General features: G+C 64.8%; 23 protein-coding genes. 21 read left to right on the forward strand and 2 right to left on the reverse strand.

Annotated elements, in window-relative coordinates:
• Nucleotides 1-219: 219 nt before the first annotated feature.
• The 10 genes from CXX84_RS18990 to CXX84_RS10550 all read left to right on the forward strand — a co-directional run bounded on the left by CXX84_RS18990 (nucleotide 220) and on the right by CXX84_RS10550 (nucleotide 9,234).
• A complete protein-coding gene (locus tag CXX84_RS18990; RefSeq protein WP_146031869.1) occupies nucleotides 220-423 on the forward strand; it encodes a hypothetical protein in 204 nt (67 codons plus the stop codon).
• 44 nt (nucleotides 424-467) lie between these two features.
• Nucleotides 468-986 (forward strand): hypothetical protein, encoded by a 519-nt coding sequence (locus tag CXX84_RS10510; protein ID WP_102976666.1) that lies wholly within the window; start codon nucleotides 468-470, stop codon nucleotides 984-986.
• Nucleotides 987-1,217: 231 nt separating this feature from the next.
• Nucleotides 1,218-1,958 carry a hypothetical protein gene (locus tag CXX84_RS10515; RefSeq protein ID WP_146031870.1) on the forward strand — a complete coding sequence of 247 codons (741 nt, stop codon included), beginning with the start codon at nucleotides 1,218-1,220 and terminating at the stop codon, nucleotides 1,956-1,958.
• A gap of 20 nt (nucleotides 1,959-1,978) precedes the next feature.
• Nucleotides 1,979-2,590: a hypothetical protein gene (locus CXX84_RS10520; protein WP_102976668.1), complete on the forward strand. Its 612-nt coding sequence runs from the start codon at nucleotides 1,979-1,981 to the stop codon at nucleotides 2,588-2,590.
• 171 nt (nucleotides 2,591-2,761) lie between these two features.
• Nucleotides 2,762-4,222 carry a fumarylacetoacetate hydrolase family protein gene (locus CXX84_RS10525; RefSeq protein ID WP_102976669.1) on the forward strand — a complete coding sequence of 487 codons (1,461 nt, stop codon included), beginning with the start codon at nucleotides 2,762-2,764 and terminating at the stop codon, nucleotides 4,220-4,222.
• Entirely contained in the window at nucleotides 4,215-4,901 is a 687-nt protein-coding gene (locus tag CXX84_RS10530; protein WP_102976670.1) for a GntR family transcriptional regulator, read from the forward strand. Before CXX84_RS10525 ends, CXX84_RS10530 begins: the two co-directional genes overlap by 8 nt.
• Nucleotides 4,902-4,938: 37 nt before the next feature.
• On the forward strand, nucleotides 4,939-6,480 hold the full coding sequence (hpaE, locus tag CXX84_RS10535; RefSeq protein WP_102976671.1) for a 5-carboxymethyl-2-hydroxymuconate semialdehyde dehydrogenase: 1,542 nt from the start codon (nucleotides 4,939-4,941) through the stop codon (nucleotides 6,478-6,480).
• An 86-nt stretch (nucleotides 6,481-6,566) separates the two neighbouring features.
• Complete coding sequence (gene hpaD, locus CXX84_RS10540; protein WP_102976672.1) at nucleotides 6,567-7,646, forward strand: 3,4-dihydroxyphenylacetate 2,3-dioxygenase; 1,080 nt, start codon at nucleotides 6,567-6,569, stop codon at nucleotides 7,644-7,646.
• Between the two features lie 2 nt (nucleotides 7,647-7,648).
• Nucleotides 7,649-8,434: a 2-oxo-hept-4-ene-1,7-dioate hydratase gene (hpaH, locus tag CXX84_RS10545; protein WP_102976673.1), complete on the forward strand. Its 786-nt coding sequence runs from the start codon at nucleotides 7,649-7,651 to the stop codon at nucleotides 8,432-8,434.
• Nucleotides 8,419-9,234, forward strand: coding sequence for an HpcH/HpaI aldolase family protein (locus CXX84_RS10550; protein WP_189337564.1), 816 nt, complete (start codon nucleotides 8,419-8,421; stop codon nucleotides 9,232-9,234). Before hpaH ends, CXX84_RS10550 begins: the two co-directional genes overlap by 16 nt.
• Before the next feature lie 8 nt (nucleotides 9,235-9,242).
• Here the strand turns inward: CXX84_RS10550 and CXX84_RS10555 are convergent, their stop codons facing one another.
• Together CXX84_RS10555 and CXX84_RS10560 are read right to left on the reverse strand one after the other, a co-directional pair.
• Nucleotides 9,243-9,971 carry a DUF4386 domain-containing protein gene (locus CXX84_RS10555; RefSeq protein WP_102976898.1) on the reverse strand — a complete coding sequence of 243 codons (729 nt, stop codon included), beginning with the start codon at nucleotides 9,969-9,971 and terminating at the stop codon, nucleotides 9,243-9,245.
• A 130-nt stretch (nucleotides 9,972-10,101) separates the two neighbouring features.
• Nucleotides 10,102-11,154 carry a LacI family DNA-binding transcriptional regulator gene (locus tag CXX84_RS10560; protein WP_102976674.1) on the reverse strand — a complete coding sequence of 351 codons (1,053 nt, stop codon included), beginning with the start codon at nucleotides 11,152-11,154 and terminating at the stop codon, nucleotides 10,102-10,104.
• A 230-nt stretch (nucleotides 11,155-11,384) separates the two neighbouring features.
• On the opposite strand from CXX84_RS10560, the gene CXX84_RS10565 reads away from it, so the two are divergent.
• The 11 genes from CXX84_RS10565 to CXX84_RS10615 all read left to right on the forward strand — a co-directional run bounded on the left by CXX84_RS10565 (nucleotide 11,385) and on the right by CXX84_RS10615 (nucleotide 23,019).
• Nucleotides 11,385-12,713 (forward strand): extracellular solute-binding protein, encoded by a 1,329-nt coding sequence (locus CXX84_RS10565; protein WP_102976675.1) that lies wholly within the window; start codon nucleotides 11,385-11,387, stop codon nucleotides 12,711-12,713.
• Nucleotides 12,710-13,651, forward strand: a complete 942-nt coding sequence (locus CXX84_RS10570) for a carbohydrate ABC transporter permease (protein ID WP_102976676.1) — start codon at nucleotides 12,710-12,712, stop codon at nucleotides 13,649-13,651. Before CXX84_RS10565 ends, CXX84_RS10570 begins: the two co-directional genes overlap by 4 nt.
• A gap of 1 nt (nucleotide 13,652) precedes the next feature.
• Nucleotides 13,653-14,558 (forward strand): carbohydrate ABC transporter permease, encoded by a 906-nt coding sequence (locus tag CXX84_RS10575; protein WP_102976677.1) that lies wholly within the window; start codon nucleotides 13,653-13,655, stop codon nucleotides 14,556-14,558.
• Nucleotides 14,559-14,589: 31 nt separating this feature from the next.
• Complete coding sequence (locus CXX84_RS10580; protein WP_102976678.1) at nucleotides 14,590-15,780, forward strand: Gfo/Idh/MocA family protein; 1,191 nt, start codon at nucleotides 14,590-14,592, stop codon at nucleotides 15,778-15,780.
• 28 nt (nucleotides 15,781-15,808) lie between these two features.
• On the forward strand, nucleotides 15,809-16,813 hold the full coding sequence (locus tag CXX84_RS10585) for a sugar phosphate isomerase/epimerase family protein (RefSeq protein WP_102976679.1): 1,005 nt from the start codon (nucleotides 15,809-15,811) through the stop codon (nucleotides 16,811-16,813).
• Nucleotides 16,814-16,863: 50 nt separating this feature from the next.
• The gene (locus CXX84_RS10590) at nucleotides 16,864-17,562 is read left to right on the forward strand and encodes a ThuA domain-containing protein (protein ID WP_102976680.1); all 699 of its coding nucleotides are present in this window, start codon (nucleotides 16,864-16,866) and stop codon (nucleotides 17,560-17,562) included.
• Nucleotides 17,547-18,671 carry a Gfo/Idh/MocA family protein gene (locus tag CXX84_RS10595; protein ID WP_102976681.1) on the forward strand — a complete coding sequence of 375 codons (1,125 nt, stop codon included), beginning with the start codon at nucleotides 17,547-17,549 and terminating at the stop codon, nucleotides 18,669-18,671. Before CXX84_RS10590 ends, CXX84_RS10595 begins: the two co-directional genes overlap by 16 nt.
• Nucleotides 18,672-18,673: 2 nt before the next feature.
• Nucleotides 18,674-19,675: a sugar phosphate isomerase/epimerase family protein gene (locus CXX84_RS10600; RefSeq protein ID WP_102976682.1), complete on the forward strand. Its 1,002-nt coding sequence runs from the start codon at nucleotides 18,674-18,676 to the stop codon at nucleotides 19,673-19,675.
• A gap of 67 nt (nucleotides 19,676-19,742) precedes the next feature.
• Nucleotides 19,743-21,512, forward strand: a complete 1,770-nt coding sequence (locus CXX84_RS10605) for a dihydroxyacetone kinase family protein (protein WP_102976683.1) — start codon at nucleotides 19,743-19,745, stop codon at nucleotides 21,510-21,512.
• Entirely contained in the window at nucleotides 21,509-22,003 is a 495-nt protein-coding gene (locus CXX84_RS10610) for a ribose-5-phosphate isomerase (RefSeq protein WP_102976684.1), read from the forward strand. Before CXX84_RS10605 ends, CXX84_RS10610 begins: the two co-directional genes overlap by 4 nt.
• 2 nt (nucleotides 22,004-22,005) lie before the next feature.
• Entirely contained in the window at nucleotides 22,006-23,019 is a 1,014-nt protein-coding gene (locus tag CXX84_RS10615) for a 3-hydroxyacyl-CoA dehydrogenase family protein (protein WP_102976685.1), read from the forward strand.
• Nucleotides 23,020-23,022 lie beyond the last annotated feature (3 nt).

The following is a 23,022-nucleotide window of genomic DNA, read 5'->3' on the forward strand; positions in this document are numbered from 1 at the left end:
AAATGAGGAGCATGAGAAAAATTGCCTAGTCCGTCGCACTTTATCCGTACCGTGCGAGGCACCTGGACCCTGTGGGCCATGGTGCCGGCTTTTATGGGAGGCGTATTTTTCTCGACCTACTTACTGACCAAGGGATCCTATGGCCTGGGGATTGCCGTTCTGCTTGCTGCCGGAGTCGCAGGAGGCGCACTTGTCCGGGCACTTGCTCAAGAGAATCTGGTGTCAGTCCTCTTCGTGCTCGTCGTTGTCGCGGAGTGCATGACGTTCTCCCAGCTTGGCATGCCGTGGCCCACCCTGTGGCCCGTACTGATTCCCGGTAACGCCATCGGGGTGATGGTTGGATCTATCGTCCGCGAAACACTGCGCGAGAACCGGCCACGGAATGTCCGGGAGATGCGCTCGAACGAAGCCACTAATGGCTGAGGATCTCAACCCTTAAGAAGTCGCCGGCTCGGCCTTGGTTGAGCATGGGCGCGACCTCCCTCATGCTGCTGGTAGTGAATACTGCCACTGTTTTCTGGGCCGCCTGGGCTGTCGGGGACGGCGTGGACTCCGGGATCGGATTTTTCTACTTCCTCTCCGCCGTCAGCTTTCCGCTTTTCATCGTTACCATGGTTCTGGCAGTGATCTCCGTTGTTCGAAAGAAGGGTTATGTTCTCGGTGCCATGACCGCCGTAATTTCGCTCGTATCTTCAGAGACCTTGGGGGCCTGCTTGATCAGGAAATCAGTAGCGATCTCGATGCTCGTGCTGGCGGTTAGCGTCACCCTCCTGATAAGCGGAGGATTCGCGCTATGGAACGCCGGGATAGTTGCGGATGAGAACAACTTGGCGACAAGCTTCACGCCTCTTCTATGGCTTCCATTCGGGGCGGGACTCATCGGCTTCATGGTGAGCCTCCCTTGGTTCCTAGGGACGGTTACCACCACACCACGGCCAAGGACTGAGCGTGAGAGGATTTCCTCCAGGCCGCCGGGTGACAAATAGCACTGGGAAAAACCGCCATTTATCGCTGCGAATCACATTTTCCGGCGGCAGAACGTCGCACCTCTTCAATGAGCGCTCGTTCTCGGAATTCTCGATGCGATCTTCTCTCGCTATCCTTTGCTTTCAAAAACATGGGCTCGCCGCACACCCTGGCTTGGGTGCGCGAGTTGGAGTGCCAGTAGATTGGGCGATGAGCGGGAAACGCCATCAGGGCTAGGAAAAGGGTTGAGCGTGGCGGGGAAGAATACCCGGAATGAGATCTGGCCCTACTCCACTTTCGGGGTGGTGGTGCTGGTCGGGACTGTTGCACTCATGCTGTTCGGCGTGAACTCTTCGGTGTCGGCGGACATCGGGCCGCTTCTTGCGGGGCTGGCTCTCAGCACCTATGTATTCCGCTTCGGCCTGCCTTGGAGGTGGCTGAACTTCCTGTTCCTTGCATCATTCTTGATCGTCGGCATGCTGCTGGGGCAACCCGGCCTCATGTGGATGGGCGGCTATCTTGCAGGGGCCCAGTTCGGCGTTGCCTGGAGGCTCACGGCCAAAAAGTCGAAGGTGAAAGCCACGTGGACTGTAAACGGGCGGGGAATCGATACCCTGACTGAGGCTCGCAAGGTTGCCAGGCAGGAGCTGGATATATTGGACGGTGAACGCCATCACCGCTTGGTAGTGGAACATGGTCCGGCTCGTTTCGAGGTCGCCGGAAGCATGCCATCGAGCCTGGTTTGCCACCGTAACCATGATGCAAACAATGATTTTTCGTGGGCAGTGCTGAAAAACCCCGGGCAAACAGAGGACAGATCGGTAGAGGTCCCGATCGGACGCATCGAAGGCTTCATTCCCTCCCGCTACGTCAATGACGTCGGGGCTGTTGATAAGGCGCTGAAAGAGTTCTTAAAGAACCCGACCGCAGCGCCACCTGGTCCGGAGTGGGACACGGCAGAGATTGCATTCGACCTGCGCCTGAGCGCCTGACACCGGAAATGGCATCCGAAATGACGACAAGCGTAAACGCCCTGGCCCTCGATATGCTCACGTTTTCCGGGCTGCTTCGAATCATCCGTCAGCCGCAGTTGGCCGAGAACTATGAGGCACGGGCGAAGTACCTTCTAGCCAATCCCGCAGCCAAAGACGTGGAGGAAACCCGTGCATGGGTTCGCCTGACACTCCAGGGAGGCGCCGGTGGCCTCGGCGACATGTACGTGCAGAAGGCGGACGGGTCGGTGGACGAGGTGCTCACCCGGCAATACATGGAACTGCTGCAGAAAATGACCGACTTCGCGAACGGCGGGGACGAGCCGTCGTCACTGCTCCAGCAGATGGGGAGCGCCATGTTCGCCCACGGATACACCTACGTTCGCCTGGTGGAGGTGGTCCCAACGGGCAAGTGGCCCTTCCGGCGCGGCCGTACCATGTACGAGGTGATGACCGCACCTGGCGTGACCCGCCTGGTGGATTCGACTCTTCTTGGTGGCGCCGTCGGCTACGATCCTCGCGGCTCCCGGCGGGACATGCAGGAGTGCCAGATGACGGCACGCCGCATGTTCGATGAGGGCCGGACCGATGACTGGGTTCACTTCTCAAGCTCCCAGGTGATTCCCGGCTAGACGCTGCGGCGGGCCACTGCGTGAAGCTGCCCTTCCCCTCAAGCCACCGCCATTGACCGCCAACGTCTGCATATGAGGGGTTCTGCAACCGCGGGTCTTCGGGGTTGACCTACAAGGCGATCGAGTTCATAGTAAGTCGTATACGATTTCGTACCTCATGAGGGGGATGCTTTGGAGCAGGTCAACGGGGACACTCTGGCAGCAGCACGCAAGGTCATCGCGGTGCACATCAACTACCCCAGCCGGGCGGCGCAGCGCGGCCGGACGCCAGCCCAGCCCTCCTACTTCCTCAAGCCGTCGTCGTCCCTGGCACTGACGGACAGCGCCGTTGAGCGGCCCGCCGGCTGCGAGCTGCTTGGCTACGAGGGTGAGGTTGCCCTGGTTATTGGCAAGGCCGCCCGCCGCGTCGGGCTGGACGACGCGTGGAGCCATGTGGCCGCCGTGACCGCGAGCAATGACCTCGGCGTCTACGACCTGCGCTGGGCGGACAAGGGCTCGAACCTGCGGTCCAAGGGCGGTGACGGATTCACGCCGGTGGGCCCGGCGCTGATCCCGGCAGACGCCGTCGACCCCGCCCAACTGCGCATCCGCACCTGGCACAACGGCGAACTGGTCCAGGACGACACCACGAAGGACCTGCTTTTCCCCTTCGCCCGGCTCGTGGCGGACCTGTCCCAGCTGCTCACCCTCGAGGAGGGCGACATCATCCTCACCGGCACCCCCGCCGGAGCATCAGTGGCCAGGCCCGGGGATGTCCTGGAAGTGGAGGTCTCCGCCGGGGACCTCACCAGCGGCCGCCTGGTTACCAGGGTGGAGGAAGGCACGACGCCGTTCGCGGACTTTGGTGCCGGCCCCAAGGTTGATGACGTGCAGCGGGAGGAAGCATACGGATCCCGGGAGGCCGCCGGGCTGCCCGCCGTCGGCCCCGCCCTGTCGCCCGGGCTGAAAGCCAAGCTGGAGAGCGTCGCCACGGCCACCCTGTCCTCCCAGCTGCGCAAGCGCGGCCTGAACAACGTGAGCATCGACGGCCTGCAGGCCACCCGTCCGGACCGCCGCGTGGTGGGCCTGGCCCGGACCTTGCGCTACGTCCCCAACCGCGAGGATCTCTTCAAGACCCACGGCGGCGGTTTCAACGCCCAAAAGCGGGCCATCGACTCGGTCAACGAGGGCGAGATCCTGGTGATGGAAGCCCGCGGCGAAAAAGGCACCGGAACCGTTGGCGACATCCTCGCCCTGCGCGCCCAGGTGCGCGGCGCCGCAGCCATCATCACCGACGGCGGCGTCCGCGACTACACCGCCGTGGCCGGGCTGGAGATGCCCACCTGGTTCGCCAACCCGCATCCCGCTGTTCTGGGCCGCCGGCACGTCCCCTGGGACACGGACATCACCATCGCCTGCGGTGGCGCCACCGTCCAGCCCGGCGACATTATCGTGGCCGACTCCGACGGCATCCTGGTCATCCCCCCGGCCATCGCCGAAGAGCTCGTGGACGACTGCATCCGGCAGGAACACGAAGAAACCTTCATCTTCGAGATGGTCAAGCAGGGCAACAGCGTGGACGGGCTCTACCCGATGAACGCCGCATGGCAGGCCCGGTTCAAGGAGTGGGAAGCCGGCCGGGCCAATGACTGAAACAACCATTACCGACCTGCCGGCGCCGGCCACTCCCGGGAGCAAGTCGGAGCAGGCGTACCAGGCCGTGAAGGCGCGGATCGTCGAAGGCGCGTACACCCCGGGCTACCGCCTGGTCCTGGCTGCCATCGCCAAGGACCTGGGGTTCAGCGTGGTTCCGGTCCGGGAAGCGATCCGCCGGCTTGAGGCCGAAGGCCTGGTGACGTTTGAACGGAACGTGGGAGCGACTGTTTCCGGCATTGATCCCACTGAGTACCTCTACACGATGCAGACCTTGAGCATTGTGGAAGGTGCTGCCACGGCATTGTCCGCTCCCCTGATCGATTCGGTGGCAATTGCCCGGGCCCGTGCCGTGAACAGGGAGATGCGTCAGTGCCTGGACCACTTCGATCCTGTCCGGTTTACGCAGCTCAACCAGGACTTCCACAGCATCCTGTTCGAGCACTGCCCCAACCCTCACATCCTGGACCTGGTGCACCGCGGCTGGAACCGGCTGGCATCCCTGCGGTCCTCCACCTTCCGCTTCGTCCCCGGCCGCGCGCGCGCGTCGGTGGACGAACACGAAGCGCTCCTGAAGCTCATTGAAACCGGCGCGGACGCCGACGACATCGAGAAGGCCGCACGGATACACCGCTCCGCCACGCTTGACGCCTACCTCGCCCAGGCCAAAACCATCTGATACTCCCCGCCCGATCAGAAGCAGTAAGGAAACAACAATGACGTTCACTTCCCAGGAAACCAGCACCCACTATGTGCCGCAGGACCTTCCGACCCACATCCAGCACTACATTAACGGCCGGTTCGTCGACTCCGTGGGCGGCAAGACCTTCGATGTCCTGGACCCGGTATCCAACCGGAACTACGCCACCGCCGCGGCCGGCCAGAAAGAGGACATCGACCTCGCCGTCGCCGCTGCCCGCGAAGCCTTCGTCAACGGCCCGTGGCCGAAGATGAAGCCCCGCGAGCGTGCCCGGGTCCTGAACAGGATCGCCGACGCCGTCGAAGCCCAGGAAGCCCGGCTCGCAGAACTGGAAACCTTCGACACCGGCCTGCCCATCACGCAGGCCAAGGGCCAGGCGCTGCGGGCAGCCGAGAACTTCCGTTTCTTCGCAGACCTGATCGTGGCCCAGTTCGACGACGCCATGAAGGTCCCCGGCTCGCAGATCAACTACGTGAACCGCAAGCCGATCGGCGTCGCCGGGCTCATCACACCGTGGAACACCCCGTTCATGCTGGAGTCCTGGAAGCTCGCCCCCGCGCTGGCCACCGGCAACACCGTGGTCCTCAAGCCCGCCGAGTTCACCCCGCTCTCGGCCTCCCTATGGGCCACCATCTTCAAAGATGCAGGCCTGCCCGACGGCGTGTTCAACCTGGTCAACGGCCTGGGCGAGGAAGCCGGCGACGCGCTCGTCAAGCACCCGGACGTGCCGCTGATTTCCTTCACGGGCGAGACCACCACCGGCCAGACGATCTTCCGGAACGCCGCTGAGAACCTCAAGGGCCTCTCCATGGAGCTCGGCGGCAAGTCCCCCTGCGTGGTGTTCGCCGACGCCGACCTGGACGCCGCCATCGACTCAGCCCTGTTCGGGGTCTTCTCCCTCAACGGCGAACGCTGCACCGCCGGCTCCCGCATCCTGGTGGAGCGGGCAATCTACGACGAGTTCTGCGACAAGTACGCCGCCCGGGCCAAGAACATCGTGGTGGGGGACCCGCACGATCCCAAGACCCAGGTGGGCGCCCTGGTCCACCCGGAGCACTACGACAAGGTGGCCTCCTACGTGGAGATCGGCAAATCCGAAGGCCGGCTCCTCGCCGGCGGCGGGCGGCCTGATCACCTGCCCGAAGGCAACTACATCGCACCCACCGTGTTCGCCGACGTCGCCCCCGACGCCCGGATCTTCCAGGAGGAGATCTTCGGCCCCGTCGTCGCGATCACCCCGTTCGAAAACGACGACGAAGCCCTCGCCCTGGCCAACAACACCAGGTACGGCCTCGCCGCCTACATCTGGACCCAGAACCTGACCCGCGCCCACAACTTCTCCCAGAACGTCGAGGCCGGCATGGTCTGGCTGAACAGCCACAACGTCCGTGACCTCCGCACACCGTTTGGCGGCGTCAAGGCCTCCGGCCTGGGCCACGAGGGCGGCTACCGCTCCATCGACTTCTACACCGACCAGCAGGCCGTGCACATCACGCTCGGCACCGTCCACACGCCCAAGTTCGGCAGCATCGAAGACTCCGCCGCCAACAAAGGCTAAGCTCCGGCACCCAGCCCTGCCGGCCGCCGTCGCACTCCCCCGGCCGCCTTTCACAGCAGAAACCTTTCAAAGAAGAGAGACCAATCATGACGAACTTCGTTCCCACCCCCTCCGTCCCTGCCCCGGACATCGTCCGCTGCGCCTACATGGAAATCGTGGTCACCGATCTTGCCAAATCCCGCGAGTTCTACGTGGACATGCTCGGCCTGCACATCACCGAGGAAGACGAGAACACGATCTACCTCCGCACCCTTGAGGAGTTCATCCACCACAACCTGGTGCTGCGCAAAGGACCCATCGCCGCCGTCGCAGCCTTCGCCTACCGGGTGAAGTCCCCCGCGGAGGTGGACGCCGCCGAGGCCTACTACAAGGAACTCGGCTGCCGCACCGAGCGCCGGATCGGCGGCTTCACCAAAGGTGTGGGCGATTCCGTCCGTGTGGAGGATCCCCTGGGCTTCCCCTACGAGTTCTTCTACGACGTGGAGCACGTGGAGCGCCTCACCCAGCGCTACGACCTCTACTCCGCCGGCGAACTGGTCCGGCTGGACCACTTCAACCAGGTCACCCCGGACGTCCCGCGCGGACGCAAGTACCTCGAGGATCTCGGCTTCCGCGTCTCCGAGGACATCAAGGATTCCGACGGCGTCACGTACGCCGCGTGGATGCACCGGAAGCAGACCGTGCATGACACCGCCCTGACCGGCGGCAATGGACCCCGGATGCACCACGTCGCGTTCGCCACCCACGAGAAGCACAACATCATCCAGATCTGCGACAAGATGGGCGCCCTGCGGATCAGTGACCGGATCGAGCGCGGCCCTGGCCGGCACGGCGTGTCCAACGCGTTCTACCTCTACATCCTGGACCCGGACGGCCACCGCGTGGAGATCTACACGCAGGACTACTACACCGGCGATCCGGACAACCCCACCATCACCTGGGACGTGCACGACAACCAGCGCCGCGACTGGTGGGGCAACCCGGTGGTCCCGTCCTGGTACACCGAGGCTTCCCTGGTCCTGGACCTGGACGGCAACCCGCAGCCCGTCGTCGAACGTGAGGAAAAGAGCGAAATGGCCGTCACTGTCGGAGCCGACGGCTTCTCCTACACCCGGCCCAGCGAGGCAGCCGGGGCTGAGGGCTTCAAGCTGGGAGCGCAGCTGTAGCCATGCTGGATGACAGGACGATTGAGGCCATCGCCGATGAACTGGTGGAGGCCGGCCGCACCCGCACCCCGGTCCCCCGCTTGACTGCCCGCTACCCGGACATGACGGTGGAGGACTCCTACGCCGTCCAGCAGCTGTGGCGGCGCCGCAACGAGGAAGCCGGCCGGACCTTGGTGGGCCGCAAGATCGGCCTCACGTCCAAAGCCATGCAGGACGCCACCGGCATCACCGAGCCGGACTACGGCGCCATCTTCGATGACATGGTGCTGGAAACAGGCTGCTCGGTGGAGTGGGACCAATACACGCACCCGCGGGTGGAGGTGGAACTGGCCTTCGTGCTGAAGGACGGGCTGAAAGGCCCGGGCTGCACCATCTTCGATGTCCTCAATGCCACCGACTACGTGGTTCCGGCGCTGGAGATCCTGGATTCCCGGATCGAGATGGAGGGCCGGACCATCGTGGATACCATTTCCGACAACGCCGCCATGGGTGCCATGGTGGTGGGCGGCCGCCCGGTGAAGCCGGACGCGGTGGACCTGCGCTGGGTCTCAGCGATCCTCTACAAAAACCAGACCGTGGAGGAAACCGGGGTGGCTGCAGGGGTCCTGGACCATCCTGCCAACGGGGTGCACTGGCTCGCCAACAAGATCGCGGCGCATGGTGACAGCATGAAGGCCGGCGACATCATCCTGGCAGGCTCGTTCACCCGCCCGCTGTGGGTCTACAAGGGCGATACTGTCCACGCCGACTACGGGCCCCTGGGGAGTGTCACATGCCGTTTCGAATAGAAGACACCTTCCGCGATGCCCTCAGCAAGCAAAACGGTACAGCAGGCCGGCCGCTGGCAGGGATGTGGGTGTGCTCCGGCAGCCCGCTGATCGCCGAGCTCTGCGCCGGGTCCGGCCTGGACTGGCTGCTGGTGGACGCCGAGCACAGCCCCAACGGTCTCGAATCCATCCTCGCCCAGCTCCAGGCCATCCACGGCTACCCGGTCCACACCCTGGTCCGGCCGCCCGTGAACGACACCGTGGTCATCAAGCAGTACCTGGACCTCGGCGTCCAGAACCTCCTCATCCCCATGGTGAACTCGGTGGCAGAGGCCGAGGCGGCTGTGGCGGCAACCCGCTACCCGCCCCAGGGCGTTCGCGGGGTTGGGTCGGCCCTGGCCCGCGCCGCCCGCTGGAACCGGGTCCCGGACTACCTTGTCCGAGCCTCCGAGACCATCAGCGTCACGGTCCAGATCGAATCGACGGCCGCGGTGGACGCGGTGGAGGACATCCTGAAGGTCGACGGCGTGGACGCCGTTTTCGTCGGACCCTCCGACCTTGCTGCGTCGATGGGCCTGCTGGGACAGCAGGAACACCCCGAGGTGCGCACCGCCGTCGAACACTGCCTGGCAGCTGCGAAGGCCGCCGGTAAACCGGCCGGTGTGAACGCCTTCAACCCCGACACCGCCCGCCACTACCTCGACACCGGCGCCAACTTCATCCTGGTGGGTGCCGACGTCGCCCTCCTCGCAAGGGGCTCCGAGGCCCTCGCCGCACAGTACGTCACCACGAAGGACGGCAGCGCCCGCACCAGCTACTGACCCTTCCTTTACTGCTGCAATGACACACGGGCCGCTGTGGGACGCGTCCCGCCGCTGCTGAGGATAGGCACCGGACGGAAGCCCTTGGCGATGAGCCACACGGCGAGGGACACCTCCCATGCAAACACCGGCAGCGCCACCACCAGTCCTATAGTGGACATCTGCCCGTAGAGGCCGAACATCACTGCCACCGCCGATAGCAGGATCAGCCCTCCGCCTGCCAGCCCGAGCACCGCGATGGCGCGGGGCACCAGGCGGGAGGAGTACATCAGGGACGCCAGGAGCAGCGAGCCGGCGCCGAGGGCGAAGCCCGGCCCGAAGAGGAACGTCCAGTCATGGAGAGCCACAAGGGACGATCCGACGGTGGTCAGTGAGGCCATATCGGCCTCGGCTGTTCCGGCGAACTGCCGGCGCAGCGTCACGATCGAGAGCAGGCTGAGGATTCCGACAAGGATGGCCGCCGCCTCCAGCACACGGGCAGCCACGTAGGCGAGGGCGAGCCCCTCGTTTTGCCGTTTCAGGACCGGATACAGGGTGACGGCAGTGCCGACGGCGGCGCCCACCAGGATTAGTTCAAAGAGCGCGCCGAGCAGGATGGCTTGGTCCGCGCCGGCACTGGTGATGTAGTTGGCGCCTGAAAGCACCGGTCCGTAGAGGGCGGCTCCGGCGATGGCGCCCACCTCGGTCAGCAGGAAGAGTATCCCGGTGATGACGGCGGTTGGTCTGGACAGGTTCACAATGACTCCCAAAGGGCGAGGTGTACGGAGTACACCTTCTGCGGATGACATTAGGTGTACGCTGTACACCTGTCAAGGTGCAGTGCTGAGGGTATCTTCAGGCGGAAGGATCCGCCCGGGAATGTGAGGTTCAGGCCGCCGGCGGTGCCGTGGAGTCGCGAGCAATCAGGTGGGTGGCAAGCTCGACACGGTGGGAGTCCAGGACTTCACCCCGGGCCTGGCGCAGGACCGAACGCAGTGCCGCGCGCCCCATCTCCTCCAACGGCTGGGCCACGGAACTCAGCGAAGGCACGGACTCCGCACCCTGTTTTGTCCCGTCAAAGCCGATGAGACTGATGTCCTCGGGAACCCTGATGCCGTGGCGCCCCGCTTCGCTGAGGACACCCAGTGCAATGGTGTCACTCCCCGCAAAGATCGCCGTCGGCAGCGGGTCCAGCTTCAGCAGTTCCTGGAACCCGGCAACCCCGCTCTCCCGCCGGAACCTGCCTCCGGACACGATGTATTGGGGATCCACCGTCACGCCCCTGGCCATCAGCGCGGCCATATAACCGTGCAGCCTTGCCTGGTTGCACTCGGCCTTCTCAATCCCGCCGATATAGGCGATGCGCCGGTGCCCAAGGTCGAGCAGATGCTCCGTGGCCGCCTTGCCGCCGGCCCAGTTGGTGGCTCCCACACTGACCACGTCAGCGGACGGCGGATTGAGTGGATCGATCACGACGACGGGAATCTTGCGGCGCCGGAAGGCCTGCAGTTGCGCCTCGCTGAAGGCGGACGTGACCACAATCATCCCCGCCCTCCCTTCGTCCAGCATCCGCTGGGCGCGCCGCTCGGGGCTGGGCACGTCGGAGGCGCCGCGCCCCGTAACACTGACCAGGGTCTCAACATCGGCCGCGGCAGCAAACTGCAGGATCCCATTGAGGACCTCAATCATGTATGCCGAATCCAACACATCGATGACCACCTCAACAACAGTGCCCGCCCCTCCGGCAGAACCGGCAGAACGGCGCTGCAGCGGAGACTGGTAACCCGCCTGCTCCAGAACGGCCAGCACCCGGGCCCGGGTCTGCGGTGAGACATCCTCCCGGCCGTTCACCACTTTTGACACCGTGGGCGCGGAGACACCTGCCTGCTGCGCCACAGAGGCGAGTGTCGGCTTGGGCCGCTCCGGAATCTTAGTCGCCATTGCTCGAGACCTTTCGAAATGTTTCGGTAATCCAATCTTCTGCCTGAGCGCTGGTCTGGTCAAGGGGCTTGCGAATCAGCTCCAAATTAGGATGGAAAATCCCTTGACCTTCAGTAGGAGCACCCTTTAGTTTAGATCGTGACCTAAAACACATATTCGAAATATTTCGAAACTGTCGGTTGAGCTCACGCCCCAACATTTGCAAAGAAGCAATTTCAGATGGAGAAGCAATGAAGCAGCCCCAGACCTCCCGCCGCTCTTTCCTGGCCCTTGCCGCCCTTACTCCGTTCGCCGTCGCAGCAACCACCGCCTGCGGGACCTCAGGGCCGGGCAGCTCCCCTGCCGGCGGGGGCGCCAGCATGTGGTACCTGTCCGGCGAACCGAACCAGACCACCATGCAGAAGGCCGTGGATGCCTTCGGTTCGGCGAATCCTGACGACAAGATCGCCGTCACCTACTTCCAGAACGACGCCTACAAGACCAAGATCAAGACCGCCATTGGCGCCGGCCAGGCCCCCACCATCATCTACGGCTGGGGCGGCGGCACGTTGAAGACCTACGCCGAGGCCAACCAGGTGGAGGACCTCACCGCCTGGTTCGATGAGAACCCGGACCTCAAGAACAAGTTCTTTCCCGCCTCTTTCGGCGCAGCCACCGTCAACGACAAGATCTATGCGCTGCCCAACCAGTACGTCGCCCCGATCGTCCTGTTCTACAACAAGGAACTGTTTGAAAAGGCCGGCGCGCAGCCGCCAAAGACCTGGGACGACGTCATGTCACTGGTCAAGACGTTCAACGGCATGGGCGTTGCGCCCTTCTCCCTCGGTGGACAGTCCCGCTGGACCTCCATGATGTGGCTTGAATACCTGCTCGACCGAATTGGCGGCGCCGAGGTGTTCACGGCCATCTTCGAAGGCAAGCCGGATTCCTGGCTGGATCCCGCGGTCATTGAAACCGGCACCAAGATCCAGGAACTCGTGTCGGCAGACGGCTTCATCAAGGGCTTCTCCTCCATCGCCGCGGATTCCAATGCGGACCAGGCCCTGCTGTTCACGGGCAAGGCAGCCATGATGCTCCACGGTTCCTGGACCTACGGCGCCATGAAGAAGGATGGGCAGAACTTCGTCCAGGACGGCAAGCTGGGCTTCGTCCAGTTCCCCACGGTTGCCGGCGGCAAGGGCGACCCGAAGAACGGCGTGGGAAACCCTGCCGCCTACATGTCAATCTCCTCCAAAGCCACGGACACGGAGAAGGAGGCGGCCAAGAAGTTCTTCAAGGAAGGCATCATGACCGAAACGGTCATTGATACCTACATCAATTCCGGCTCCGTCCCGATTGTCAACGGCATCGAAGACAAGCTCGATACCTCTCCGGACAAGGAATTCCTGAACTTCGTCTACGACCTGGCGAAAAACGCTCCGAACTTCCAGCAGTCGTGGGACCAGGCCCTCAGCCCCACCGCCGCCGAAGCCCTGCTGAACAACATCGACCAGCTGTTCCTGAAGTCCATCACGCCGCAGCAGTTCGCCGAGAACATGAATGCCACCCTCGGAAAATGAGCAACGCCGTCTCCACCGCCCGTAAGACTGCGCCCACCAGCGCCAGGACTGACGCCGGACAGAACGGACAGCGCAATGCTGCACTCGCGTGGCTGACAGTGCCGGCGTTGTTCTTCTTCCTGGCCTTCGCCGTTGTTCCCCTGGCCGGTGTCCTCATCCTGAGCTTCACCAGCTGGGACGGCATCGGCGCCATCGGATCAGCGGGCATGAGCAACTGGTTCTCCGTGCTCGCAGACCCGGGACTGTACAACGCCCTGGGACTGACCTTCCTGATCATGATCGCCTCCTGGCTGGTCCAGACGCCCATCAGCCTGCTCCTGGGAGTCTTCACAGCGGGAAGCCAGCGCTACCGCGCCGCCCTTGCGGTGCTGTATTTCCTGCCTTTGCTGCTGTCCTCGGCAGCGGTCGCCATCGCCTTCAAGGCCCTGCTGGACCCGAACTTCGGCCTGGCCACCGGCTTGGGGCTGCCCTTCCTGGCGCAGGACTGGCTGGGCGTCCCGCACCTGGCGCTGGGCCTGGTCATCTTTGTAATCGCCTGGCAGTTCGTGCCGTTCCATACGCTCATCTACCAGGGCGGCGTGCGGCAGATCCCCAAATCACTTTATGAGGCAGCCGAAATTGACGGCGCCGGAACCATCAAGCAGTTCTTCCACATCACCCTCCCCCAGTTGAAATACACCATCATCACCTCGTCCACGCTGATGGTGGTGGGATCGTTGACGTACTTCGACCTGATCTTCGTCCTCACCGGCGGCGGTCCGGGAAACTCCACGCGGATCCTGGCCCTGGACATGTACCTCCGGGGCTTCCGGGCCAACCTCATGGGCCCGGCAAGCGTCATCGCCGTCATTCTCGTACTCATTGGCCTTGCACTCGCCTTGTTCCTCCAGCGCCTTGGGGGCAAGGACAAGCAGGGCAGCCAACTGGAAGGGATGTAGGGTGAGCACCGTCCTGAAAAGCAGCATCGGCGAAGTTCCCGCCGGCACCCCTGCCAACTCGCCCGCGCCCAAACGAGGGCTCGGACCACAAATGAGGCGCCTGAACGTCCCTGCGGGCCTCGGCGGCTGGATCTGGCTGGCCATCATCATCATTCCGGTCTACTACGTGGTCATCACCAGCCTGAAAACGCAGTCAGGCTACTTCGGCCAGAATCCGCTGGCCCTTCCCGCGCAACCCACGCTCGAAAACTACCAGATGGTCCTGGAAGCCGACTTTGCGAAGTACTTCCTGAACAGCACCATCGTCACGCTCGGCGCCGTCATTCCCACGGTGCTGATCTCCTTCATGGCAGCGTTCGCGATAGTCCGGGGCAAGGGCAGGTTCCTTAAGCTGGTCAACGGCATGTTCCTGATGGGGCTGGCCATCCCGCTGCAGGCAACCATCATCCCGATCTACCTGATGATCATCCGCCTGAACCTGTACGACAGCCTCCTGGCGCTCATGCTTCCCTCCATTGCCTTTGCCATCCCGCTGACGGTGCTGATCCTGTCCAACTTCATCCGGGATGTTCCGAACGAACTGTTCGAATCGATGCGGCTGGACGGCTGCAGCGAATGGCAGACCATGTGGCGGCTCGCCCTGCCGCTGACCCGGCCTGCGATTGTCACCGTCGCCATCTACAACGGCCTGCACGTGTGGAACGGATTCCTGCTGCCACTGGTCCTGACCCAGAGCCCCGAACTGCGCGTCCTCCCCCTGGCGTTGTGGACCTTCCAGGGCGAATACAGCGTCAACATTCCGGCCGTTCTCGCCTCCGTGGTGCTCAGCACCCTGCCCATCCTGGTCCTCTACGTGGTGGGCCGCCGCCAGCTGCTGAGCGGCCTCACCGCCGGCTTCAGCAAGTAGAGCACCGGCTCTTTACGAAAGGATTTACACCATGACCACCGCAAAGCCGCTGCGCGTCGGGATGGTGGGCTACGCCTTTATGGGTGCCGCCCACTCCCAAGCCTGGCGTACCGCACCACGGTTCTTCGACCTTCCGCTGCAGCCCCGGCTCACCGCCGTTGCCGGCCGGAACGCCGAGGGCGTGCGAGCCGCAGCGGACAAGCTCGGCTGGGAGTCGGTTGAGACGGACTGGCGCCGCCTGATCGAGCGGGACGACATCGACCTGATCGACATCTGCACGCCCGGTGACACCCATGCCGAGATCGCCATCGCCGCCCTTGAAGCAGGCAAGCACGTGCTGTGCGAGAAGCCGCTGGCGAACTCCGTGGAGGAAGCGGAGCGAATGACCCTGGCGGCGGAGACTGCTGCCAAGCAGGGAGTCATGTCGATGTGTGGCTTCAGTTACCGACGTACCCCCGCTTTGGCGCTGGCCAGGCGGTTCGTGGAGCAGGGCAGGCTCGGCGAGATCCGACACGTCCGTGCCCAGTACCTGCAAGACTGGCTCTCCGATGCCAACGCCCCGATGACCTGGCGGCTGGACAAAAGCAAGTCAGGTTCCGGTTCACTCGGAGACATCGGCGCGCACAGCATCGACGCCGCCCAGTGGGTGACCGGCCAGAACATCACCGGCGTCTCTGCTCTGCTCGAAACGTTCGTTCCCGAGCGCCCACTGGCCGGCGACCTCGTCGGCCTGGGCGGCCACGGCGACCTCAGCGGTGACGCGCCCCGCGGGAAAGTCACCGTTGACGACGCCGCCGTCTTCAGCGCAAAGTTCGACGGCGCCGGTTCCGCAGGTGCCATCGGCGTCTTTGAAGCCACGCGGTACGCGCTGGGCCGGAAGAATGCAATGCGCCTGGAACTGAACGGCACCAAGGGCTCCCTCGCCTTCGATTTCGAGGACATGAACGTCCTGTCCTTCTACGACGCGGCGGAGTCCCCGGACGCCGGCTTCCGGAAGATTTTCGTGACCGAGCCCGAGCACCCCTATGTGGGCAACTGGTGGCCCACCGGCCACGGACTTGGCTACGAGCACGGCTTCACCCACCAGGTGGTGGACCTGGTCACGGCAATCGGGGAAGGCCGCCAGCCGGAGCCGTCCTTCGCGGACGCCCTGCAGGTGCAGCGGGTGCTGGCTGCCGTGGAGTCCAGCGCCGGCAATTCCAGCCAGTGGCAAAAGGTTTAGGACCGTGGATACAGGAGAAGGAACACCCATGACACGACCCATCACGCTTTTTACCGGACAGTGGGCCGACCTGCCCTTCGAGGAGGTGGCCCGGCTCGCCGGCGAGTGGGGATTTGACGGGCTGGAGATCGCCTGCTGGGGCGACCACCTGGACCCCCGCCGCGCTGCAGAGGACGACAACTACCTCCAGGGCCGGCTGGACATCCTGGAAAAGAACCACCTGAAGGTCTTCGCGATCGCCAACCACCTCACCGGGCAGGCCGTGTGCGACGACCCTATCGATGAACGCCATCAGGGCATACTGTCCGCGGAGATCTGGGGCGACGGCGACGCCGAAGGAGTCCGCCGCCGGGCTGCCGAGTCTATGAAGGACACCGCACGGGCGGCAGCCCGCCTCGGTGTCACGACCGTCACAGGGTTCACCGGCTCCTCCATCTGGAAAGCCGTCGCCATGTTCCCGCCCGCCTCCCAGGCAATGATCGATGCCGGTTACCAAGACTTCGCGGACCGCTGGAACCCCATCCTGGACGTCTTTGAGGAAGAGGATGTCCGCTTCGCCCTGGAGGTCCACCCCTCCGAAATCGCCTACGACTACTGGACAACGAAGCGCACCCTGGAGGCCATCGGGCACCGTAAGAGCTTCGGGCTGAACTTCGACCCGTCACACTTCATCTGGCAGGACCTGGACCCCGTGATGTTCCTGCAGGACTTTGCGGAGCATATCCTCCACGTCCACGTGAAGGAATCGGTCCGCCAGCTCGATGGCCGCAACGGGCGTTTGGGCTCGCACCTTGCCTGGGCCGATCCGCGGCGCGGCTGGGACTTCGTCACCGCCGGGCACGGGGACGTGCAGTGGAACCGGATCTTCCGCACCCTGAATGCCATCGGCTACAAGGGGCCCACCAGCATCGAATGGGAGGACGCGGGCATGGACAGGCTTGTCGGAGCACCGCAGGCGCTGGCCCTGGTAAAGGACCTTGCCCGGATCGCCCCGCCCGCAGCCGCTTTCGACGCCGCCTTCGCCACCCGCTGACCCCATCTTTCCGGCCCTGAAACGCCGGTAAAACAACCAAAGGAACCCCAATGACAGAACGCAAGAACGCCCTGGTGGTCCGTGGCGGCTGGGACGGCCACCAGCCCTACGAGGCAACGGAACTCTTTATCCCCTACCTCAAGGACAACGGGTACGACGTCCGCGTGGAGGAATCCCCCAAGGTCTACGCCGACGCCGAATACATGGCCGGGGTGGACCTCATCGTGCAGTGCATGACCATGAGCACCATCGAAAAGGACGAGTTCGCCGGGCTGCGCGCCGCCGTCGAAAACGGCACCGGCCTGGCTGGCTGGCACGGCGGAATCGCCGATTCCTACCGCAACAACTCGGACTACCTGCACCTGGTCGGCGGGCAGTTTGCCTGCCACCCCGGCAAGCATCCGGACGAATGCGTCGGCGAACAGTCGGACAACTACGTCCCCTACACGGTGAACATGCTGCCCGCCGCGGCTGACCATCCGATTACGCAAGGCATTGGGGACTTTGACCTGGTCACCGAGCAGTACTGGGTGCTTTCTGACGACTACATCGACGTCCTGGCCACCACCACCCAGAAGGTCCGGGAGTGGGATCCCTGGAACCGCGAAGTCACCTCGCCGGCCATCTGGACGCGGCAGTGGGGCAAAGGCCGCATCTTCGTGGCCACGCCCGGGCACCGGGTCGAAATCCTCCAGGACACGAACGTCCGCACCATCATCGAAAGGGGCATGCTGTGGGCAAGCCGTTGAAAGTAGGAATTATTGGCTGTGGAGCCATCATCGCGCAGTACCTCGCCAATTTCCGGAAACTCGAGGACATTGACCTTGTAGCGGTAGCGGACCTGGACCCGGCACGCGCCCAGGCCGTGGCCGATGACTACGAAGGCGTCCGCGCCATCTCCGTCGAGGAACTCCTCGCCGCGGACGACGTCGAACTTGTCCTCAACCTGACTATTCCCGCCGCCCACGCCGACGTGGCGCTGAAAGCCATCGCCGCGGGCAAGAGCGTGTACGGCGAGAAGCCGCTCGCTGCCACCACTGACGAAGCACGCCAGGTGCTGGACGCCGCACGGGAGGCCGGCGTCGTCGTCGGCTGCGCTCCTGACACGGTGCTGGGCACCGGCATCCAGACCGCCCGCAAGGCGATCGACGACGGCCTGATCGGGGCGCCCATCTCGGCGAGCGCCACCATGGCGACCCCCGGCCACGAACGCTGGCACCCGAACCCGGACTTCTACTACCAGCCGGGCGGCGGCCCGCTCCTGGACATGGGCCCCTACTACGTCACCGCCCTGGTCACCCTGCTGGGACCTGTCGTCTCCGTGGTCGGCGCCGCAAGCCACACCCGCAAGGAACGCACCATCGGTTCCGGCCCGCGGCAGGGCGAGAAGGTGCCCGTCACCATCGATTCCCATGTGACCGGTGTCCTGACCCACGCCTCCGGCGCGCTGTCCACCCTGTTCATGAGCTTCGACGCCGTAAAGTCCAAGTCCCCGAACATCGAGATCCACGGCGAGCGCGGATCGCTGGTGGTGCCGGACCCGAACCACTTTGACGGGGATGTCCAGCTGTTTGCCCTGGGAGCCGAGGACTGGGAAACCCTGCCGGTGTCCGCCGGCTACGTGGACTCGGGGCGCGGCTTCGGCATCGCGGACCTCGCCGCGACCCCTACCGGCGCCGAACCCCGGGCAGGCGGAGCGATGGCCTACCACGCCCTGGAGGTCATGGAATCGGTCCTGGAGTCAGCACACAACGGGTCAGCTGTCGCGATCCGCAGCACGGTGGAGCGGCCGGAGAGCGTCGGGCTGACCGACTTGGCCGGACGTGTGGACGCCCTCCAAGCCCGGGAAGCCTCCTAGGCATGGCTTACACAGCGGGCAACTGGCCCATCGCCGCTGCCATGCTGCCCTTCCCGGGCACCAGCGCCCGGGGAACGCATGTCAACGACGCTGATTCTTCCGTCTGGGCCGCGGCACTGGCCGAGGTAAAGGACTCAGGGTTCGCGAACGCGGACCTGACAGACAGCTGGCTTCGTCCCGGTGACCTCAGCCCGGACCGCCTCGCCGAATTCAGGCAGACCGCCGAGGACGTCGGCATCGGCATCCCGGCCATCTCAGCCATCAGGCGGAGCGTCATTGAGGAAGCCAACTGGGAAGCCAACCTGGCATACAGCCACCGGACCATTGACGCGGCGGCGGAGCTGGGCTGCGAGGTTGTCTCCGTGGGCCTGCACCAGGCCATCACGCCGGAGCAACAGAAACAGCTGTGGTTCTGGACGGTGGAAGGCCACAAGGACCCGGTGGGTGACAAGGAAACCTGGGGGAACGCCGTCGCCCGCCTCCGCGAGCTGGGCCGGCACGCCGCCGAAGTGGGAGTCCTGCTCTCGCTGGAAATGTATGAGGACACGTACCTGGGCACCGCGGACTCGTCCGTGCGCCTTGTCCAGGACATTGGACTCCCAAACGTGGGGCTGAACCCGGATCTCGGCAACCTGATCCGGCTCCACCGGCCGGTGGAGGACTGGCGGGAGCTGGTGGCCAAGACCCTGCCGTTCGCCAATTACTGGCATGTGAAGAATTACTTCCGGGACGAGGACGTGGCCCGGGACCTCTACGTGACCATGCCGGCGCCGATGGAAAGCGGCCTCATTAATTACCGCGAGGCCTTCAAGCTGGCCCTGTCGGTCGGGTTCCAGGGCATCCTCTGCACCGAGCACTACGGCGGGGACGGCCTGAGCGTGGCGGCCAGCAACCAGGACTACCTCCGCCGGCACGTGCTCCCCAAACAGGACGGCTACGCGCTCGGCACAAGCCAGGTGGCGCAGGGGCGGCAGCAGCCGGCGTCGGAACCCGCCCGCGTGTAACTCATCCGTGTAACTGCTCCAAGGCCGCAAACACGGCCTTCCCTACCAAGGATTCAATGAGGAAACCATGACCCGGATCTTCGACGACCCCGCAGACTTTGCGGAGGAAGCACTGGACGGCCTGGTGGCGGCCAACCGCGGCTACATTGCCCGGGTGGATGGCGGTGTGGTCCGCTCTACCGAAGTGCCCGCAGGGCAGGTGGCTGTAGTGGTGGGCGGCGGTTCCGGCCACTACCCGGCGTTCGCCGGCGTGGTGGGGCCCGGCCTGGCAGCAGGCGCGGTGTGCGGCAACATCTTCACCTCACCCTCCGCCGGGCAGGCGTACCGGGTGGCCAAGGCCGCGGACACCGGCGGTGGCGTGCTGTTCAGCTACGGCAACTACGCCGGGGACGTCATCCACTTCGGCGAAGCCCAGCAGCGGCTCAACGCCGAAGGCATCGAGACCCGCACCATCCTGGTCACGGATGACATCGCGAGCGCCCCGCTGGACGAAATCGGGAAACGGCGCGGCATCGCCGGGGACCTGGTGGTGTTCAAAATCGCCGGCGCCGCAGCCGAAGCGGGCCTGGACCTGGACGCCGTCGAAGAGCTGGCCATCCGTGCCAACTACCGCACGCGCTCCCTGGGCGTGGCCTTCGATGGTTGCACCCTCCCGGGCGCTGCAGAACCGCTGTTCCATGTGCCGGCAGGCCAGATGTCACTGGGCCTGGGCATCCACGGCGAACCGGGAATCTCCGACCATCCCCTGCCCACGGCTTCCGAACTCGCCCAACTCCTCGTCTCACGGCTGCTTGCGGACCGGCCTGACGGCGCCGGTACCCGTGTGGTGGCCCTCCTGAATGGCCTGGGCCGGGTGAAGTACGAGGAACTGTTCCTGCTTTTCGGAAAGATCGAGAAGCTCCTCACCGCCGCAGGCCTCACCATTGTGGAGCCGGAGTGCGGCGAACTCGTCACCAGCCTGGACATGTCCGGGCTCTCCCTCACGCTGCTGTGGCTGGATGAGGAACTGGAAAGTTACTGGGCAGCCCCGGCCGACACCCCGGGGTTCCGCAAGGGCAGCATGGCACCACGGGCACGGCGGGAGCTGGCCGTGCCGGAAGACGCCCTGGCCGCCGAAGTGGAAGACACGACGGCGGCAGCAACTGAGCTGGGCAGGCTGGCAGCCGCCCTGCTCGCCCAGGCGCAGGACGTCGTCGTCGACAATGTTGAGGAACTTGGCAGGCTGGACGCTTTTGCGGGCGACGGCGACCATGGCACCGGTATGCGACGGGGAGTTGAGGCTGCCACTGCGGCCGCCAGGAATGCCTCCGCCGCCGGAGCCTCGGTGGAGCTTGTCCTCACGACGGCGGGGCAAGCCTGGAGCGAACGTGCAGGAGGAACGTCCGGGGCGCTGTGGGGATCAGCCCTGGTGGCCGCCGGACGGAGTCTTGGCACCAAGGACTCGTACCGCGGCGGGGACGCGGCCGCCGTCGTGACCTCCTTCGTGGACGCCATCACCACCCTGGGCAAGGCCGTACCGGGGGACAAAACCATGGTGGACGCGCTGCTTCCGTTCCGGGACGCCTTCCTTGCTGCGTTCGACGGCGGGGCACCAGTTGCCGGGGCCGTTGCCTCCGGCGCCGCCGCGGCGCAGGCGGCGGCTGACGCCACCGCATCCCTGCGGCCGTTGAAGGGCCGGGCACGGCCGCTGGCCGAAAAGAGCCTGGGCCATCCGGACCCCGGCGCGGTGTCCTTTGCCCTGATCGCAGGCCGGATCGCCGAATATCTCGATGTTGGTTTCCCGCCGGCCGATTCCCGTTTGGCCGCTTCGGCGGCCGGAGATGGAGCACACGCATGAGCGACAACCAGAGCACGGCAGCAGGATGGCGGATTGTCATTGGCAATGATGAAGCCGGCGTCGAATACAAGGACGCGCTGAAGATGCTGCTCGAGGCGGACAGCCGCGTCGCATCCGTCCTGGATGTGGGCGTCGCGGCCGGTGACACGACGGCGTACCCGCATGTCGCCGTCGTCGCCGCCCGCAAAGTGGCCGACGGCGAGGCGGACCGTGCCCTGCTGATCTGCGGAACCGGACTGGGCGTAGCTATCGCGGCCAACAAAGTCCCGGGGATCCGGGCCGTCACCGCCCACGACGGCTACTCCGTTGAACGGTCCGTGCTGAGCAACAACGCGCAGGTACTCACCATGGGCCAGCGCGTCATCGGCCTGGAACTGGCTAAAAAGCTGGTGGGCGAATGGCTCGACTACCGCTTCGACTCAACCTCAGCCTCCGCCGCCAAGGTGGACGCCATCTGCTCCTATGAGCCCGAATCAACGAAGGCAGTCTGATTATGACCAATGCAGCAAGCAACCCAGCCGCCGCTTCCGGTGGCCCTGTCACCCCTGGCACCCACGGCGCCCTGAAGGTCGCCATCGTCGGTTCGGGCTACATGGGCGGCGGAATCGCGCAGGTCCTGGCGCTGGGCGGAGCCCGTGTGGCACTCTCGGACGTTTCGGCTGAGCTGGCGCAGAGTAACTATGACCGCCTCCTGGTGGAGTCTGACCAGTTTGTGGCCGACGGCCTGTTTCCGGCCGGGTCCACGGAAATCCTGAAGCAGAATCTTTGGGCGGCGAAGGACATCGAGGAAGCCGTGGCGGACGCGGATTTCATCGAGGAAGCGGTCCCCGAAGTTCTCGCGATCAAGCACCAGACGCTGGCCCGGATCAGCGCCGCCGCCCCGCCGGACTCCATCATCGGTTCCAACACCTCCACTATTTCGATTGCTGAACTGTCCGGTCCGGTGAGCAACCCGGACCGGTTCCTGGGCGTGCACTTTTCGAATCCGTCACCCTTTATCCCGGGCGTGGAAATCATCCCCCACACCGGCACGTCCGCTTCCACTGTTGGCGCTGTCCGTGAGCTGGTCCACGCCGCGGGCAAGCAAACCGCCGTGGTCAAGGACGTCACCGGCTTTGTGCTGAACCGCCTGCAGTACGCGCTGTTCCACGAGGCAGCGCAGCTTGTGGAGCAGGGAATCGCGACGGCGGACGACGTGGACACCCTGGTGCGCACCACGTTCGGCTTCCGGCTGCCGTTCTTCGGCCCGTTCGCCATTGCGGACATGGCCGGGCTGGACGTATACAACTTCTGCTACGGGTCCCTGCAGAAGGAATTCCCGGAACGGTTCGCCACGCCAGCGATCCTGTCCGACCTGGTGTCCGCCGGGAAGCTGGGCACCAAGAGCGGCGCCGGCTTCCTGGACGTCCCGGCCGAGCGTATTCCGGAACTGATCGCCTACCGCAACAAGGCTTATGTGGCGATGCAGAAACTGCTGGCGGAGCTGGGTCCGGCGCCGCTGGGATGAGTC

The sequence above is a fragment of the Arthrobacter sp. AFG7.2 genome (assembly GCF_002892835.1).
Taxonomy (GTDB): domain Bacteria; phylum Actinomycetota; class Actinomycetes; order Actinomycetales; family Micrococcaceae; genus Arthrobacter.

What these genes read in the sequence shown, in the direction of transcription:
- CXX84_RS10510 (WP_102976666.1), top strand. Translation starts at nt 468, where the DNA reads ATGGGCGCGACCTCCCTCATGCTGCTGGTAGTGAATACTGCCACTGTT.
- CXX84_RS10520 (WP_102976668.1), top strand. Translation starts at nt 1,979, where the DNA reads ATGACGACAAGCGTAAACGCCCTGGCCCTCGATATGCTCACGTTTTCC.
- CXX84_RS10530 (WP_102976670.1), top strand. Translation starts at nt 4,215, where the DNA reads ATGACTGAAACAACCATTACCGACCTGCCGGCGCCGGCCACTCCCGGG.
- hpaE (WP_102976671.1), top strand. Translation starts at nt 4,939, where the DNA reads ATGACGTTCACTTCCCAGGAAACCAGCACCCACTATGTGCCGCAGGAC.
- hpaD (WP_102976672.1), top strand. Translation starts at nt 6,567, where the DNA reads ATGACGAACTTCGTTCCCACCCCCTCCGTCCCTGCCCCGGACATCGTC.
- hpaH (WP_102976673.1), top strand. Translation starts at nt 7,649, where the DNA reads ATGCTGGATGACAGGACGATTGAGGCCATCGCCGATGAACTGGTGGAG.
- CXX84_RS10550 (WP_189337564.1), top strand. Translation starts at nt 8,419, where the DNA reads ATGCCGTTTCGAATAGAAGACACCTTCCGCGATGCCCTCAGCAAGCAA.
- CXX84_RS10560 (WP_102976674.1), bottom strand. Translation starts at nt 11,154, where the DNA reads ATGGCGACTAAGATTCCGGAGCGGCCCAAGCCGACACTCGCCTCTGTG.
- CXX84_RS10565 (WP_102976675.1), top strand. Translation starts at nt 11,385, where the DNA reads ATGAAGCAGCCCCAGACCTCCCGCCGCTCTTTCCTGGCCCTTGCCGCC.
- CXX84_RS10570 (WP_102976676.1), top strand. Translation starts at nt 12,710, where the DNA reads ATGAGCAACGCCGTCTCCACCGCCCGTAAGACTGCGCCCACCAGCGCC.
- CXX84_RS10580 (WP_102976678.1), top strand. Translation starts at nt 14,590, where the DNA reads ATGACCACCGCAAAGCCGCTGCGCGTCGGGATGGTGGGCTACGCCTTT.
- CXX84_RS10585 (WP_102976679.1), top strand. Translation starts at nt 15,809, where the DNA reads ATGACACGACCCATCACGCTTTTTACCGGACAGTGGGCCGACCTGCCC.
- CXX84_RS10590 (WP_102976680.1), top strand. Translation starts at nt 16,864, where the DNA reads ATGACAGAACGCAAGAACGCCCTGGTGGTCCGTGGCGGCTGGGACGGC.
- CXX84_RS10600 (WP_102976682.1), top strand. Translation starts at nt 18,674, where the DNA reads ATGGCTTACACAGCGGGCAACTGGCCCATCGCCGCTGCCATGCTGCCC.
- CXX84_RS10605 (WP_102976683.1), top strand. Translation starts at nt 19,743, where the DNA reads ATGACCCGGATCTTCGACGACCCCGCAGACTTTGCGGAGGAAGCACTG.
- CXX84_RS10610 (WP_102976684.1), top strand. Translation starts at nt 21,509, where the DNA reads ATGAGCGACAACCAGAGCACGGCAGCAGGATGGCGGATTGTCATTGGC.
- CXX84_RS10615 (WP_102976685.1), top strand. Translation starts at nt 22,006, where the DNA reads ATGACCAATGCAGCAAGCAACCCAGCCGCCGCTTCCGGTGGCCCTGTC.